13 protein-coding genes are annotated in these 15,861 nt (G+C 64.0%); 7 read left to right on the top strand and 6 right to left on the bottom strand.

Annotated features, from left to right (window positions below; genetic code table 11):
* Positions 1-44 precede the first annotated feature (44 nt).
* The 3 genes from dapE to N436_RS25365 are packed head-to-tail and all read left to right on the top strand — an operon-like array spanning position 45 to position 2,403.
* On the top strand, positions 45-1,196 hold the full coding sequence (dapE, locus tag N436_RS25375) for a succinyl-diaminopimelate desuccinylase (RefSeq protein WP_110742242.1): 1,152 nt from the start codon (positions 45-47) through the stop codon (positions 1,194-1,196).
* Positions 1,196-2,008, top strand: coding sequence for a putative RNA methyltransferase (locus N436_RS25370; protein WP_110742241.1), 813 nt, complete (start codon positions 1,196-1,198; stop codon positions 2,006-2,008). The genes dapE and N436_RS25370 overlap by 1 nt, the downstream gene beginning before the upstream one ends.
* Before the next feature lie 17 nt (positions 2,009-2,025).
* On the top strand, positions 2,026-2,403 hold the full coding sequence (locus N436_RS25365; protein ID WP_016712948.1) for a hypothetical protein: 378 nt from the start codon (positions 2,026-2,028) through the stop codon (positions 2,401-2,403).
* A 64-nt stretch (positions 2,404-2,467) separates the two neighbouring features.
* Here N436_RS25365 and N436_RS25360 read toward each other — a convergent pair whose 3' ends face one another.
* Positions 2,468-2,677, bottom strand: a complete 210-nt coding sequence (locus tag N436_RS25360; RefSeq protein WP_003252255.1) for a cold-shock protein — start codon at positions 2,675-2,677, stop codon at positions 2,468-2,470.
* A gap of 232 nt (positions 2,678-2,909) precedes the next feature.
* Here N436_RS25360 and plsB point away from each other — a divergent pair, with 232 nt between their 5' ends.
* The 3 genes from plsB to N436_RS25345 all read left to right on the top strand — a co-directional run bounded on the left by plsB (position 2,910) and on the right by N436_RS25345 (position 6,591).
* Positions 2,910-5,396 carry a glycerol-3-phosphate 1-O-acyltransferase PlsB gene (plsB, locus tag N436_RS25355; protein ID WP_110742240.1) on the top strand — a complete coding sequence of 829 codons (2,487 nt, stop codon included), beginning with the start codon at positions 2,910-2,912 and terminating at the stop codon, positions 5,394-5,396.
* Between the two features lie 76 nt (positions 5,397-5,472).
* Entirely contained in the window at positions 5,473-5,871 is a 399-nt protein-coding gene (locus tag N436_RS25350; protein WP_105946813.1) for a YbaY family lipoprotein, read from the top strand.
* 33 nt (positions 5,872-5,904) lie between these two features.
* Entirely contained in the window at positions 5,905-6,591 is a 687-nt protein-coding gene (locus tag N436_RS25345; RefSeq protein WP_060497341.1) for a DUF4197 domain-containing protein, read from the top strand.
* 136 nt (positions 6,592-6,727) lie between these two features.
* Here N436_RS25345 and N436_RS25340 read toward each other — a convergent pair whose 3' ends face one another.
* Positions 6,728-9,793, bottom strand: a complete 3,066-nt coding sequence (locus tag N436_RS25340) for an efflux RND transporter permease subunit (protein WP_110742239.1) — start codon at positions 9,791-9,793, stop codon at positions 6,728-6,730.
* 6 nt (positions 9,794-9,799) lie between these two features.
* Positions 9,800-10,900 (bottom strand): efflux RND transporter periplasmic adaptor subunit, encoded by a 1,101-nt coding sequence (locus N436_RS25335; protein WP_105946815.1) that lies wholly within the window; start codon positions 10,898-10,900, stop codon positions 9,800-9,802.
* Positions 10,901-11,182: 282 nt separating this feature from the next.
* On the opposite strand from N436_RS25335, the gene N436_RS25330 reads away from it, so the two are divergent.
* Positions 11,183-12,424 (top strand): acyl-CoA dehydrogenase family protein, encoded by a 1,242-nt coding sequence (locus N436_RS25330; protein ID WP_105946816.1) that lies wholly within the window; start codon positions 11,183-11,185, stop codon positions 12,422-12,424.
* A gap of 143 nt (positions 12,425-12,567) precedes the next feature.
* Here the strand turns inward: N436_RS25330 and N436_RS25325 are convergent, their stop codons facing one another.
* The 3 genes from N436_RS25325 to N436_RS25315 form a co-directional block, all read right to left on the bottom strand.
* Positions 12,568-12,945 carry a hypothetical protein gene (locus N436_RS25325; RefSeq protein ID WP_105946817.1) on the bottom strand — a complete coding sequence of 126 codons (378 nt, stop codon included), beginning with the start codon at positions 12,943-12,945 and terminating at the stop codon, positions 12,568-12,570.
* A gap of 10 nt (positions 12,946-12,955) precedes the next feature.
* Complete coding sequence (locus tag N436_RS25320) at positions 12,956-14,191, bottom strand: SfnB family sulfur acquisition oxidoreductase (protein ID WP_105946818.1); 1,236 nt, start codon at positions 14,189-14,191, stop codon at positions 12,956-12,958.
* 168 nt (positions 14,192-14,359) lie between these two features.
* Positions 14,360-15,703 carry an OprD family porin gene (locus tag N436_RS25315; protein WP_110742238.1) on the bottom strand — a complete coding sequence of 448 codons (1,344 nt, stop codon included), beginning with the start codon at positions 15,701-15,703 and terminating at the stop codon, positions 14,360-14,362.
* Positions 15,704-15,861: the final 158 nt, after the last annotated feature.

The following is a 15,861-nucleotide window of genomic DNA, read 5'->3' as shown; positions in this document are numbered from 1 at the left end:
AACGCCCCTCAGTTTTCCCGCCTTGCCTTGCCCCGGAGTCCCCCATGACGGCCCCTGCCGAGCTCTCGCCTACCCTTCAACTGGCCTGCGACCTGATCCGTCGCCCCTCGGTCACCCCCGTCGATGCCGACTGCCAGGCGCAGATGATGAACCGCCTGGGCGCCGTGGGCTTCCAGCTGGAGCCGATGCGCATTGAAGACGTCGACAATTTCTGGGCTACCCACGGCAGCCAGGACGGTCCTGTACTGTGCTTTGCCGGCCACACCGACGTGGTGCCTACCGGCCCGGTGCAGCAATGGCAGCATGAACCGTTCGAAGCGCTGATCGACGCCGACGGTATGCTCTGCGGCCGTGGCGCTGCCGACATGAAGGGCAGCCTGGCCTCCATGGTGATCGCCAGCGAGCGCTTCGTGCACGACTACCCGAACCACCGTGGCAAGGTCGCCTTCCTGATCACCAGCGACGAGGAAGGCCCGGCTCACCACGGCACCAAGGCCGTGGTCGAACGCCTGAAAGCGCGCAACGAACGCCTGGACTGGTGCATCGTCGGCGAACCCTCCAGCACCACCCTGCTGGGTGACGTGGTCAAGAACGGCCGTCGCGGTTCGCTGGGTGCCAAACTGACCGTGCGCGGCAAGCAAGGCCACGTGGCCTATCCGCACCTGGCGCGCAACCCGATCCACCTGGCCGCTCCGGCCCTGGCGGAGCTGGCAGCCGAGCACTGGGACGAAGGCAACGCGTTCTTCCCGCCTACCAGCTTCCAGATCTCCAACCTCAATTCCGGCACCGGCGCCACCAACGTGGTCCCGGGCGAGCTGACTGCACTGTTCAACTTCCGCTTCTCTACCGAGTCCACCGTCGAAGGCCTGCAAGCGCGCGTCTCGGCGATTCTAGACAAGCATGAACTGGACTGGTCGATCGACTGGGTGCTGTCTGGCCTGCCATTCCTCACCGAACCGGGCGAACTGCTGGACGCTGTGGCGGCCAGCATCAAGGGCGTCACCGGCCGCGACACCCAGCCGTCCACCAGCGGCGGTACCTCCGATGGCCGCTTCATCGCCACCATGGGTACGCAGGTGGTCGAGCTGGGCCCGGTCAACGCCACCATTCACCAGGTGGACGAGCGGATTCTGGCCAGCGACCTCGACCTGCTGACCGAAATCTACTACCAGACCCTGGTCCGGTTGCTCGCCTGATGCTCGCCTGTCCCCTTTGCCAGGCGCCGCTGAGCCGGCTCGACAACGGTGTGGTGTGCCCCGCCGGCCACCGCTTCGACCGCGCCCGCCAGGGTTACCTGAACCTGCTGCCAGTACAGCACAAGAACAGCCGCGACCCGGGTGACAACCAGGCCATGGTCGAAGCCCGTCGCGATTTCCTCGATGCCGGGCACTATGCCCCGGTGGCCAGCCGCCTGGCCGAGCTTGCCGCCGAGCGCCAGCCCGGCGCCTGGCTGGACATCGGCTGCGGCGAGGGTTACTACACCGCACAGATCGCCCAAGCCCTGCCGGCCGCCGACGGTTACGCGCTGGACATTTCCCGCGAGGCGGTCAAGCGTGCCTGCCGTCGTGCACCGGAAGTCACCTGGATGGTTGCCAGCATGGCCCGCGTGCCCTTGGCCGACGCCAGTTGCCAGTTCATCGCCAGCGTATTCAGCCCCCTGGACTGGGCCGAGGCCAGGCGCCTGCTCAGCCCCGGCGGCGGCCTGATGCGGGTCGGCCCTACCAGCGGCCACCTGATGGAGCTGCGCGAAGTGCTCTACGATGAAGTACGCCCTTACGCCGACGACAAACACCTGGCCCTGGTCCCCGACGGCATGGCCCATGCCCACAGCGAAACCCTCGAGTTCCGCCTGAGCCTGGCCGAACCCAAGGCCCGCGCCGACCTGCTGGCCATGACCCCGCACGGCTGGCGCGCCAGCGCCGAAAAACGCGCGCTGGTCATCGACCAGGCCGAGCCGTTCGAGGTTACGGTTTCCATGCGTTATGACTATTTCGTGCGCCAAGACTGAGCACACCCGGAGCCCTTATGCGCCAACCTGATATCGAGATCTACCTGAAGGACGCCGACGTCGACCACAAGCAGATTGCCGAGTGGCTCGCCCAGGCAATCGGCCCGTGCAGCGAATGGAAGCAGAAAGGTCATACCTTCAAATGCCAGGCCGGTAACATTCCGGTCACCTGGTTACCCAAGGCTGTAGGGAAATGGAACAGCCTGTACCTGGAAAGCGACCAGACGCCATGGGCTGATGATGTCGCCTGCGCCCGCGCCGCCTTCGCCGCACTGGGTGTGGAAGTGCGCTGTGCGCCAGGTGGCTGGGTGGAGGAAGACGGGGAAGAAGATGCCGACCGCTGGGTCCGCATCAGCGCCGACGGTGAAGAGGAAATCACCTGGCGCACCAGCTGAAACAGGTTGCTTCAGGCTGCAAGTTACACGGTCAACTTGCAGCTTGAGGCCTACCGCAAAAGGCTCAGAGGCCCACTACGTCTTCGGCTTGCAGGCCTTTCTGGCCCTGCACGCAGGCGTATTCCACGCGCTGCCCTTCGACCAGGGTACGATGCCCCTCACCACGGATCGCCCGGTAGTGGACGAATACATCCGCACCACCTTCGCGCTGAATGAAGCCATAACCCTTGGCATCGTTGAACCACTTTACATTCCCAGTCTCACGAGACGACATCTGAACTACTCCGGATTTTTATTGTGAAGATCGCCTTGTAGGCATGAGCTCACGGCCCCGTGCCAACGCCGCTTGCCGAAATATCCTGCAAGTGGCAGGCCGAGTATATGACACAGAACAAAAAAAATTGATGACGGTCCCGCAGTTGGCCGATTTTTGCTGAACTTACGCCGATACGGCAGACTAATTAGCTGGATACTCACCTGAACATCACACCCAGGGCACACACCCCATGACCCGTTCCCCCCTGCACCGCCTGATCTTCGGCGGCCTGCGTCGCCTGTTGTACCTGTGGGTGCGCTCCGAGACCATCAACCAGTCGTCCATGTCCCTCAACCTCGACCGCAGCCGGCCGGTGTTCTATGCGCTGCCGTCGCCCGCGCTCACCGACCTGGCCGTGCTCGACCACGAATGCACCAAAGCGGGGCTGCCGCGCCCGGTATTGCCGGTAGCCGTGGGGCCACTGCAGGAGCCGGCCGGGTTCTTCTACCTCACCCCCGACCCGGACTGGCTGGGCCGCCAGGACAAACGCGGCGCGCCACCAACGCTTGAGCGCCTGGTCGCTGCCGTCACCCAGCATGCCGAGGAAGATGCGCAGATCATTCCCGTCAGCGTGTTCTGGGGCCAGACCCCGGCCAGTGAATCCAGCCCGTGGAAGCTGCTGTTCGCCGACAGCTGGGCGGTTACCGGGCGCCTGCGCCGGCTGCTGACCGTATTGATTCTGGGGCGCAAGACCCGGGTGCAGTTCTCCGCGCCGATCCACCTGCGCGAACTGGTGCAGCACAACAAGGGGCACGAACGCACAGTGCGCATGGCCCAACGCCTGATGCGCGTGCATTTTCGCAACCTCAAGACGGCGGTCATCGGCCCGGACATCTCGCACCGGCGCAACCTGGTCAAAGGCCTGGTGCACGCACCGCAAGTGCGCCAGGCCATCGTCGACGAGGCACAGCGCGAAAACCTGCCGCTGGCCAAGGCCGAAGCCCAGGCGCTGCGCTACGGCAACGAGATTGCCTCGGACTACACCTACACCGCCATCCGCTTCCTTGAAGTGGTGTTGAGCTGGTTCTGGAACAAGATCTACGACGGCATCAAGGTCAACCACATCGAGCACGTGCAGGGCATCGCCCCCGGCCACGAAGTGATCTACGTCCCGTGCCACCGCAGCCACATCGACTACCTGCTGCTGTCATACCTGCTGTTCCGCAACGGCCTCACCCCGCCGCACGTGGCTGCGGGCATCAACCTCAACATGCCGGTAGTGGGCAACCTGCTGCGCCGTGGCGGTGCGTTCTTCATGCGCCGCACGTTCAAGGGCAACCCGTTGTACACCGCCGTGTTCAACGAGTACCTGCACACCCTGTACACCAAGGGCTTCCCGGTCGAATACTTCGTTGAAGGCGGCCGTTCGCGTACCGGGCGTATGCTGCAACCACGTACCGGGATGCTGGCCATTACCCTGCGCAGTTTCCTGCGCTCGTCGCGTACGCCGATCGTGTTCGTGCCGGTGTACATCGGCTACGAGCGCGTACTCGAAGGCCGCACCTACCTGGGCGAACTGCGCGGTGCCAGCAAGAAGAAGGAGTCGGTGTTCGACATCTTCAAGGTGTTTGGCGCGCTCAAGCAGCGCTTTGGCCAGGTTTACGTCAACTTCGGCGAGCCGATCCGTCTGGCCGGCTTCCTCGACGAACAACAGCCCGGCTGGCGTGAGCAAGACCATGGCCCGCAGTACCGCCCGGGATGGCTCAACGCTACCACCACCCGCCTGGGTGAGACTGTGGCCCGTCATCTGAACGAGGCGGCCGCCATCAACCCGGTCAACCTGGTGGCCCTGGCGCTGCTGTCCACCAGCCGCCTGGCCCTGGACGAACGTGCCCTGACCCGCGTACTGGACCTGTACCTGGCCCTGCTGCGCCAAGTGCCCTACTCGCCCCATACCACCCTGCCCGACGGCGACGGTCAGGCGCTGATCGAACATGTGCGCAGCATGAACCTGGTGGCCGAACAGAAGGACGCCCTGGGCCGCATCCTGTACCTGGATGAAGGCAATGCGGTCCTGATGACCTACTACCGCAACAACGTGCTGCACATCTTCGCCCTGCCGGCGCTGCTGGCCAGCTTCTTCCTCAGCAGCTCGCGCATGAGCCGCGAATTGCTGGGCCAGTATGTACAGGCGCTGTACCCGTACCTGCAGGCCGAACTGTTCTTGCGCTGGACGCCAGAGCAGCTGGAGGAAGTGATCGACCAGTGGCTGGCCGCGCTGGTGGAGCAAGGCCTGCTGCGTCTGGACGGCGAGGTGTATGTACGCCCTGCGCCCAGCTCGCGGCAGTTCGTGTTGCTGACCCTGCTCGCCCGCACCATCACCCAGACCCTGCAGCGCTTCTACATGGCCACTTCGCTGCTGCTCAACAACGGGCAGAACAGCCTCAGCGCCGAGGCGCTGGAAGACCTGTGCGTGATGATGGCCCAACGCCTGTCGATCCTGCATGGCCTGAATGCACCGGAGTTCTTCGACAAAACGCTGTTCCGCCACTTCATCCAGACCCTGCTTGAGCAAGGCGTGCTGCATGCCGACGCTCAAGGCAAGCTGGGTTACCACAACAAGCTCGGCGAACTGGCCGAGGGCGTGGCCAAGCGTGTGCTGTCTGCGGAGCTACGCCTGTCGATCCGCCAAGTGGCCCTGCACCGTGACGATGGCCTGGAAACTTCGACCATCTAACGCTTTATCTGCCGGGAAAATCCGCTAAAGTCCCTGGGGTTGGCCACAAGCCAACGCCAAGGACACCGGAGACTCCATGAAAAAACTCTTTATGCTGTGTTGCGCATCCCTGCTCGCAGCCTGTTCCAGCCAAACCCCATCCACCCAGGCCAGCCTGGACGGTGAAGTCTTCTACCTGCAGCGTATTGCCCTGCCGCCTGCCGCTACCCTAAGCGTGGAACTGCAGGATGTTTCGCTGATGGACGCCCCTGCCGTGACCCTGGCCCGCCAGGCCGGCCCGGTCAAAGGCAACGTGCCGCTGCCGTTCCACCTCACCTACGACCCTGCGCAGGTCAAGCCCGGCCACCGCTACTCGGTGAGTGCGCGCATCGAGCTGGATGGCAAACTGCTGTTCATCAGTACCGAGCACCATGGTGTGATGCTCGACGGCAGCGACCCGAAATCAGTACGCATCAAGGTCGACCAGGTTCGCTGATACCCGCCTCTATCTGTTTACAAGGAAAGCTTCATGATCCGCACCTCCCTGCGTTTCACCACCCTGTGCGCCGGCCTGCTGCTGTCGGCCAGTGCCCTGGCCCTGTCGCTGGGTGACCTGACCCAGAAAGACGCCACCGGCGGCCTGAAAGATGCCCTGACCCAAGGCGCGCAACTGGCCGTCAAGCAACTGAGCACCCCGGGCGGTTTCAGCAACAACCCGGACGTGCGCATCGAATTGCCGGGCAACCTGGGCAAAGCCGCCAAGGCAATGAAAATGTTCGGCAAAGGTGAACAGGTCGAAGCCCTGGAAACCAGCATGAACAAGGCCGCCGAAGCTGCCGTGCCGCAGGCCCAGGCAATTCTGGTGGATGCCGTGAAGAACATGAGCGTGACCGATGCCAAAGGCATCCTCAGCGGCGGTGACGACTCGGCCACCCAGTACCTGAACAAGAGCAGCCGCGAGCAGATCCGCGCCAAGTTCCTGCCGATTGTGAAGCAAGCTACCGACAAGGTTGGCGTGGCGCAGCAGTACAATGCCTTTGCCGCACAGGCCAAAGGCCTTGGGCTGGTCAAAGATGACGCCAACATCGAGAACTACGTGACCGAGAAAGCACTGGATGGCCTGTTCGAGATGATTGGCAAGCAGGAGCAGAGCATTCGCCAGAACCCGGCCCAGGCAGCTACCAGCCTGGCCAAGAAGGTATTCGGCGCCCTGTGATAGCCCCGGGGGCTGCTTTGCAGCCCATCGCCGGCAAGCCAGCTCCCACCTCGATTGCATTGACTTTAGGCCATGTGCAGTACCTGTGGGAGCTGGCTTGCCGGCGAAAGGAGGGCAAAGCCCTCCCCTGCGGTCTTCAGCCCTTCCTGACCCTGAACCACGCCGCATACAACGCCGGCAGGAACAACAGGGTCAACACCGTGGCCACGATCAAACCACCCATGATCGCCACCGCCATCGGCCCGTAGAACACGCTACGCGACAACGGAATCATCGCCAGCACCGCCGCCAGCGCGGTCAGCACAATCGGGCGGAAGCGCCGCACCGTGGCTTCGATGATTGCCTGCCAGCGCTCCATGCCCGCTGCGATGTCCTGCTCGATCTGGTCCACCAGAATCACCGAGTTGCGCATGATCATCCCCGCCAGGGCAATGGTGCCGAGCATGGCGACAAAGCCGAACGGCTGGCGGAACACCAGCAGGAACAGGGTGACGCCAATCAGCCCAAGCGGCGCGGTGAGGAACACCATCACCGTGCGCGAGAAGCTGCGCAGCTGGATCATCAGCAAGCTCAGCACCACCACCACGAACAGCGGCATGCCGGCGTTGACCGACTTCTGACCGCGCTCGGAATCCTCCACCGTACCACCCACTTCAAGCAGGTAGCCATCTGGCAACTTGGCGCGTATTTCCTTCAGCGTCGGCTCGATCTGCTTCACCAGCGTGGCCGGTTGCTCCTTGTCGTAGATATCGGCACGCACAGTCACGGTCGGCAAGCGGTTGCGGTGCCAGATAATGCCCTCCTCGAAGCCGTATTCCAGGGTGGCCACCTGCGACAGCGCCACGCTCTGGCCGTTATCGGTGGGCAATGCCAGGCTGCCGAGGTTGCCCAGTTCGCCGCGTTCCTGTTGTGTGCCGCGCAGCAGAATCTCGATCAGTTCGTTGTCTTCGCGGTACTGACTGACCGTGGTGCCCGTCAGTGAGCTTTGCAGGAAGCTGGACAAGTGCGCGGTGCTCACGCCCAGGGCACGGGCGCGGTCCTGGTCAATCTCCAGGAACACCGCCTTGCTCGGTTCTTCCCAGTCCAGGTGCACGTTGACCACATGCGGGTTCTCCCGCACCTTGTCAGCCACTTCACGCGCCAGCGCGCGGGCCTTCTCGATGTGCTCGCCGGTCACCCGGAACTGCACCGGGTAGCCCACGGGCGGGCCGTTTTCCAGGCGCGTAACGCGGGCGCGCAGGTCGGGGAATTGCTGGTCCACGGTGCTGATCAGCCAGCTGCGCAGGCGCTCGCGGTCTTCCATCGACTTGGCCAGCACCACGAACTGGGCAAAGCTGGCGGCCGGCAGCTGCTGGTCCAGCGGCAGGTAGAAGCGTGGCGAGCCAGTGCCCACATAGGCCACGTAGTTGTCGATGCCGTCCTGCTGCTTGAGCAGCGCCTCCAACTGTTTGACCCGCTCGGCGGTATTGGCCAGCGAGGCCCCTTCAGCCAGCTTCAGGTCAACCATCAGTTCCGGGCGCCCTGAGGCCGGGAAGAACTGCTGGGGCACGAAACGGAACAGCAGGATGCTGCCGACAAAGGCGGCGATGGTCAGCAGGATCACGGTCTTGCGCCGCCGCACGCACCACTCCACCACTCGCCGCACACGCTGGTAGAACGGCGTGGCGTAAGGGTCTGGCGCATGGCCGTCCTTGCCGTGGCGTGCGGCATGCAACTTGGCCAGATCTGGCAGCAGGCGCTCGCCCAGGTAAGGCACGAACACCACCGCCGCCACCCATGAAGTCAGCAACGCGATGGTCACCACCTGGAAGATCGAGCGGGTGTATTCGCCGGTGCTGGAGGCAGCCGTGGCGATGGGCAGGAAGCCTGCTGCGGTAATCAGGGTGCCGGTGAGCATCGGGAAGGCAGTACTGCTCCAGGCATAGCTGGCCGCCTTGAGGCGGTCGTAGCCCTGCTCCATCTTGATCGCCATCATCTCTACCGCAATGATCGCATCGTCCACCAGCAAGCCCAGCGCCAGCACCAAAGCGCCGAGGGAGATTTTGTGCAGGCCGATGCCGAAGTAATGCATGGCGGCGAAGGTCATGGCCAGCACCAGCGGGATGGCCAGCGCCACCACCAGGCCGGTGCGCAGGCCCAGCGAGAAGAAGCTCACCAGCAGCACGATAACCAGGGCCTCGACCAGCACCTGCACGAACTCACCCACGCCGGCCTTCACCGCCGCTGGCTGGTCCGACACCTTGCGCAGCTCCATGCCGGCCGGCAGGCTGCGTGCCAGGCGCTCGAACTCGCTTTCCAAGGCCTTGCCCAGCACCAGAATGTCGCCACCGTCCTTCATCGACACGGCCAGGCCAATGGCATCCTCACCCATGAAGCGCATGCGCGGCGCGGGCGGGTCGTTGAAGCCGCGGTGCACCTCGGCGACATCGCCGATGCGGAAGGTGCGGTCACCCACTCGGATGGGGAACTGGCGAATCTGCTCGACGCTGTCGAAGCGCCCGCTCACCCGCAGTTGCAGGCGCTCGCTGGGTGTTTCGAAGAAGCCGGCGGTGCTCACCGCGTTCTGCTCCTGCAGGGCCTGTTGCACCGCCTGCAGTGGCACGCCAAGGGTGGCCAGCTTGAGGTTGGACAGCTCGATCCAGATTTTCTCGTCCTGCAGGCCGACCAGCTCGACCTTGCCCACATCCTTGACCCGCTGCAGCTGGATCTGGATGCGATCGGCGTAATCCTTGAGCACCGCGTAGTCGAAGCCCTCACCGGTCAGCGCATAGATATTACCGAAGGTGGTGCCGAACTCGTCGTTGAAGAACGGGCCCTGGATTTCCGGTGGCAAGGTGTGACGGATGTCCGCGACCTTCTTGCGAATCTGGTACCACAGCTCGGGGATGTCCTTGGAATGCAGCGAGTCGCGGGCCATGAAGGTGACCTGCGATTCGCCGGGGCGCGAGAACGAGACGATCTTCTCGTACTCGCCGGTTTCCATCAGCTTCTTCTCGATGCGCTCGGTAACCTGGCGCGACACTTCCTCGGCGCTGGCACCGGGCCACAGGGTACGGATGACCATGGCCTTGAAGGTGAACGGCGGGTCTTCGCTCTGGCCCAGCTTGGTGTAGGACATGGCGCCAATGGCCGCCAGCAGAATCATCAGGAACAGGACAATCTGGCGGTTGCGCAGCGCCCAGGCAGAAAGGTTGAAACCCATCGGGACTTACTCCTTGGCCGTCAGGTTCACTACACGGTTGCTGCGGTCCACAGGGCGAACCTCCTGGCCCTCGCGCAGCACATGACCGCCGGCGGCGACCACCCAGTCGCCCGGGGCAAGGCCCTCGAGCACTGGCACACTGTCGCTGCCATACGCCCCCAGACGCACCACGGCCCGCTCCAGATGGCTGTCCTTGTTGACCCGCCATACATACGCCTGACCGTTTTCTGCGGTAACCGCCGACAGCGGCACCGACAGCGGAATCAGCCCCTCATGGGCAATGAACACCCGGGCGCTCTGGCCCAGTTCGGCCGGTGCAGCGGCCGAAGTAAAGGCGATGCGCGCCGCGAAGGTGCGCGAACGCGGGTCGGCGGCCGGCGACAACTCGCGGATACGGCCCTGGAAGCGCTCCTGTGGGTGCGACCACAGCTCCACGCTCACCGGCTGGCCCACGGCGAAGCGGGCGAACTGCTGCTCTGGCAGGCCGATAGCCACTTCCCGTTCGCCATCGGCGGCCAGGGTGAGCACGGTCTGCCCGGCGGCGACCACCTGGCCCACTTCAACCTGGCGCTTGGCGATCACCCCGGCCTGTGGGGCACGCAGCACGGCATATTCGGCCTGGTTGCCGGCCACATCGAATTCGGCCTTGGCCTGCTTCAAGCGGGCGAGGCCGGCACGGTAGAGGTTTTCAGCGTTATCGAACTGGGAATGGCTGACCATCTGCCGGTCCAGCAGTTTCTGGTAGCGGTCGCGCTCGGCGCGCACCAGTGCCAGGTTGGCCTCGGCGGCTGCCAGTTGGGCGCGGTTGGCTTCCAGTTGCAGGCGCACGTCCTGCGGGTCCAGTTCAGCCAGCGGCTGGTCGGCCTTGACCCGCTGCCCCTCCTCGACCAGGCGTTTGCTGACCTTGCCGCCAATGCGGAAAGCCAGCTCCGGCTCGAAGCGCGCACGCACTTCACCGGGGTAACTGTCGGCAGCGGCTTCAGCCGGCTGCGGCTGCACCACCAGCGCCGGGCGCGGCGCTGCAGGTGGTGTGGCTTCCTGACCGCACGCCGCCAGTAACAGCACGGCAACGGCGGGCAGAGCGATGGACAAGGCATGGCGCAACATGATGAATCCTTTCGCAGAGGTGTACATCGAATATTTATACTGGCAAGTATATTAAATCAGGCCGTCGGTGCCGGGAAGCTGGCGTTACAAAGAAATCCAGACGGTTTTTCAACGGCCGTCAGCTGTTGCACAGCCCACAGCCAATCAACAACTTGCCCCACCCCGCCACAGCCAGAAATCCCTCATATACGCCGCAAGCCCCGTATCACGGGCGTTCCACCAGCCGGCACGACCTGTGCATTCAACGGTACACCCCCTCCTTCATGTACCTGGAGTATTCCGATGACTGCCCTCGAACAACACCTGCCCGTCCCCGCCAACGGCGCCGACTACGCCACGCTCGCAGCACGCTTCAGGCCCATCTTCACGCGCATTGCCGAAAGCAGCGTGGAACGCGAACGCAACCGCACCCTGCCCCACGAACCGATCCGCTGGCTGAAGGAGGCCGGCTTTGGTGCCGTGCGCGTACCGGTCGAGCACGGCGGTGGCGGCGCTTCGTTGCCGCAGCTGTTCCAGTTGTTGATCGAACTGGCCGAAGCCGACTCCAACGTGCCCCAGGCCCTGCGCGGCCATTTCGCCTTCGTCGAAGACCGCCTCAACGCCCATGCCAGCGCGCCACAAAATGTGTGGTTCAAGCGCTTCGTTGCGGGTGACCTGGTGGGCTGCGCCTGGACCGAGATCGGCGCGGTGAAGATTGGCGATGTCATCACCCGCGTCTCGCGTCAGGGCGAACAGTGGGTGGTCAACGGCACCAAGTACTACAGCACCGGCAGCCTGTTCTCCGACTGGATCGACCTGTTCGCCCGCCGCGACGACACCGGGGCCGACGTGATCGCAGCCATTCGCACCCAACAACCCGGCATCCGCCAGAGCGACGACTGGGACGGATTCGGACAGCGCACCACCGGCAGCGGTACCTCGGTGTTCGAAAATGCCGTGGTCGAGGAAGAGAACATCATCGACTTCGCCACCCGCTTCAAATACCAGACCGCGTTCTACCAGCTGGTGCTGCTGGCGGTGATCACCGGTTCCGGGCGTGCCGCCGTGCGCGACTTCAGCCACGAGACCCGCAAGCGCACCCGGGTGTTCAGCCATGGCAACGGCGCGGCAGTCAGTGAGGACCCACAGGTATTGCAAGTGATCGGCAAGGCCTCGGGCCAGGTGTATGCCGCCGAAGCCGCGACCCTGCGCGCCGCCGAGGCCAGCCAACAGGCTTACCTGGCACGTTTTGCCAATGACCCGGCCGCAGAGCAGCAGGCCAATGTGCTGGCCGAACTGGAGTCGGCCCAGGCCCAGGTGGCAGCCATCGACCTGGTACTGCGCGCCACCAGCGACCTGTTCAATGCCTTGGGTGCCTCCACCACCAGCACCAGCCGCCAGCTCGATCGCCACTGGCGCAACGCCCGTACGGCGGCTTCGCACAACCCGGTAATCTACAAGGAGCGCATTGTCGGCGACTGGCATGTGAACGGTACTGAACCGCCGTATGTGTGGCAGATTGGTGGGGGGGCCAAGCAGTCCTGAGTAACCGCATTGGGGCTGCTGCGCAGCCCATCGCCGGCAAGCCAGCTCCCACAGGGGCTGCGCAATACTGAAGAGCTGCACATCCCCTGTGGGAGCTGGCTTGCCGGCGATGGGCCGCAAAGCGGCCCCGGCACTATCAGCAGCTAACCCAAGCCGTCGGCCAACGCCGCACCATTGAGGTAGTGATCCCCCAACAACCGCCGTTGGGTGGCCAGCACAGGCTCACCACCGCTCACCTCTGGCCGCGCCACGCTGCGACCGGCCAACTCGAAATACGCCTCGCCAGCAAGCCGAGCGCCCTCGGCAGCCGCCAGGCGAAATGCAATTGCCGACGCCTGCGAATCATCGGCCCGCTCCAGCAATGCATCGGCCGCATCAATTGCAATGCGCACCTCACCCACCGTGGCAATCACCAGAGTTTCGTGGCGGGCATTGCGGTCACGCAAGAACTCAAGCAGGGCCGCTTCCACCTGACGGGCATAGGCCAGGTCGTTCCGGCCGTGGGAATGGGTATTGGACATGGGCGCCTCCTCAGTTCCAGGCGTGACGTTGCGGCTTGATGCCGTTAAGCAACTGGTTACCGACCAGGTGGTACTTCCAGCGCACCGGGTCATGCAGGGTGTGCGTGCGGGCATTGCGCCAGAAGCGGTCCAGCCCCCGGCTGGCCGAAACACTGCGCGTACCGCCCAGTTCCAGCAGGCGGCTGGAGGCCTCCAGCGAAATGGCCGTGGACAGCACCTTGGCCTGGCCGACCACCACCGAGGCTTGCGCCACGTGCTCTTCGTCAGGCTGGGCAACCGCCAGGTCCACGGCCTGCGCCGCACGACGCAAGATGGCTTCGGCTGCCTGCAGGCGCCAGGCCAGTTCGCCGATCAGCGCCTGGCTCAACGGGTCCTGCCAGCCATGCTGCAGGCCACTGTCGGCCCACGGCCTTGCCTGGCGGGCCACTTGCAAGGTCGCGGCGAAAGCGCCACGGGCGATACCGGTGTCCACAGCAGCCTGGATGATCTGCGAGATCGGGCCATCGGCGGTGGGCTGGTCGTAGGCCTTCCAGGCCGGTATCACATCGCCCGCCGGAACCCGCACGCCGTCGAGGCGCACCTGGCCACTGGCGGTGATGCGCTGGCCAAAGCCGTCCCAGCTGTCGACCACGGTGAGGCCTGCGGCATCACGCGGGACAAAGGCGATATGCGGTCGCCCTTCTTCATCAACGCCAGCAACAGGAACGATATGGGCAAACAAGGCACCGGTGCAGTACGCCTTCTCGCCATCGACCACGGCGCTGCCACCGTTGAAGCGGATTTGCGTCTGGAAGGTGGTCACGTACTGACCACGCGACTCGGAAAACGCATTGCCGAAACGGTAGCCCTGCAGCACCTTGGCGAAGTAGTCACGCTTCTGCGTTTCGCTGCCGGTCAGGCGCAGGTTGCTGAGTACACCAAAGTGGTTTTGCGGCAGCTGGCCGAGGGACGAATCGGCCGCCGAGATGGTTGCAATCACTTCGCTGAGCGTGGCGTAAGACACGCCCGCGCCACCGTACTCCTTGGGCACGGTGATTGCCCAAAGGCCGCTGTCGGAAAAGCGGTCAAGCTCATCCCACGGCAAGCGCCGCTCACGGTCGCGAAGGGCGGCCTCCTGGGCAAATTCCTCGGCCAGGCGCTGCGCGACTTCGATGGCTTCGGCATCGCTGCGGATGACATGGGCGGCGCGCCGTGGCGCCGAACGGGCCTGCGCAGGCAGGCTGGATGCGGGTGAAAGGGTCGTCATGTGCTGCTCCATGCGTAACAGGTTCCACAGCTGTTGAGCAGAACCTGTGCCAACCTTACAAAGCCTTTAAATTCATATGGTTAGGTGAGTTATCCAGGCGCTCGAAAAGCCCCGCGGCCGACAAACTGCAGATTGTCTGTTGCCCCGCAAACAGTTCGCCGGGGCCACTCAAAGGCTGATGTCCAGCGGGTACTCGACGATCACCCGCAACTCGTCGACGTTGGCCTCGGCGGTATGGCCGCCGCCTACCCGGTGGGTGGCTTGCATCACGTTGAACGACAGGTTCCTGGCCGGCCCGCCCTGCACCACGTAGCGCACCCACAGGTTGCGCTCCCAGTGGCGGCCATCCTCGATGCCGTTGTAGTAGCTGTAGGCGCCGCCCGCGCGGGTACCATCGATATCGCTGCCGCGCACATAGCGGGCGGTAAGCGACAGGCCAGGCAGGCCGAGCACAGCGAAGTTGTAGTCGTAGCGCGCTTCCCAGGCCCGTTCGTTGGGGTTGTTGAAGTCGGACACCTGCGATGCCGCGTCCAGTTGAATGTCGTAGGTGTTCCACACATAGTCGAACGGCGTGTCGCCGTCGATGCGCGTATACGACAGCTTGAAGCCATGCCCGCCTGCGTTGATGCCGGCATGCACGCTCCAGGAATCGTTATCGATCTTGCCGGCCAGCGCCTGGCCGCTGTCGCGGGTTCGGTAGTAATCCAGGCCTGTTTTCAGGGTCAGGCTGTCGCCCAGCGGCTGTACGTAGTCGACGTTGAAGAACTGCTGGTTCCACACATCGTCCAGCCGGCTGGCGTGCAGGCGCAGGTTCAGCTGGTCGTTGAAGCGGTAGTCGCCGCCCAGGTACATCACATCATTGGCGCCCTTCAGCCGCCCGGCGTACACGGTGCCAAGGTCGCCCCGGTGGTTGCTGGCGTTGCGGTCGCTGCTGGACTCCAGCTTGCCGCCCTGCAGGCTCAGGCCTTGCAGTGAGTGGTCGTTGAACATGAAACCGCGCAGGGTCTGCGGCAGCAGGCGGATGTCACTGGCATGCAGCACCGGGCTGGTCGGGCTGACGTCGCCGTAGCGCAGTTCGGTGTCCCGCACGCGCGCCTTCAGCGCTACGCCGACCTTGCCGTAGGCATCCTTGGGCTCGCCATCGAAGTTGCTGCCCGAGCGCGAGACGATGCCCGGCACCCCAACACCATTGCCCACCGTGCCATTGCCACCGTCCAGCTTCAGCCCGACCAGGCCTTGCACGTCCAGGCCAAGGCCGACCATGCCCTGGGTGAACCCCGACTGCAGGGTGGCGATGATGCCGTGGCCCCATTCGCGGTGCTGGCTCTGGCGCTCGCCGGTGTTGGGGTTACGGGTGAAATCGCCGTTGCGGTAGTCCTGGCTGAAGTAATAGTTGCGGTTGATGATTTGCAGTTGAGTACCGTCGAGAAAACCTTCGTCTTCGGCGAATGCCGGCGTGGTCAGGCCGATGGCCAGGGCGAGGGTGACGGGTGGGTAGTTGCGCGAGCGCATGGCAGAACGTCCTTATGAGTTGGATAACCCCGCCGGGGCGGGGACGCTCTGCTATTCCAATAACCGTGCCACCAATAAAATCTATATATTTCAAATACTTATATAAATTTATGAAATTGTTTGGATGTTCTTCACAGGCAAATTGTTCAGTTGCTGTT

The organism is Pseudomonas sp. RV120224-01b, from assembly GCF_003208145.1.
Classification (GTDB): domain Bacteria; phylum Pseudomonadota; class Gammaproteobacteria; order Pseudomonadales; family Pseudomonadaceae; genus Aquipseudomonas; species Aquipseudomonas monteilii.
Note: the sequence above shows the minus strand (reverse complement) of the source record. Positions and strands in the feature narration are given on the sequence as shown.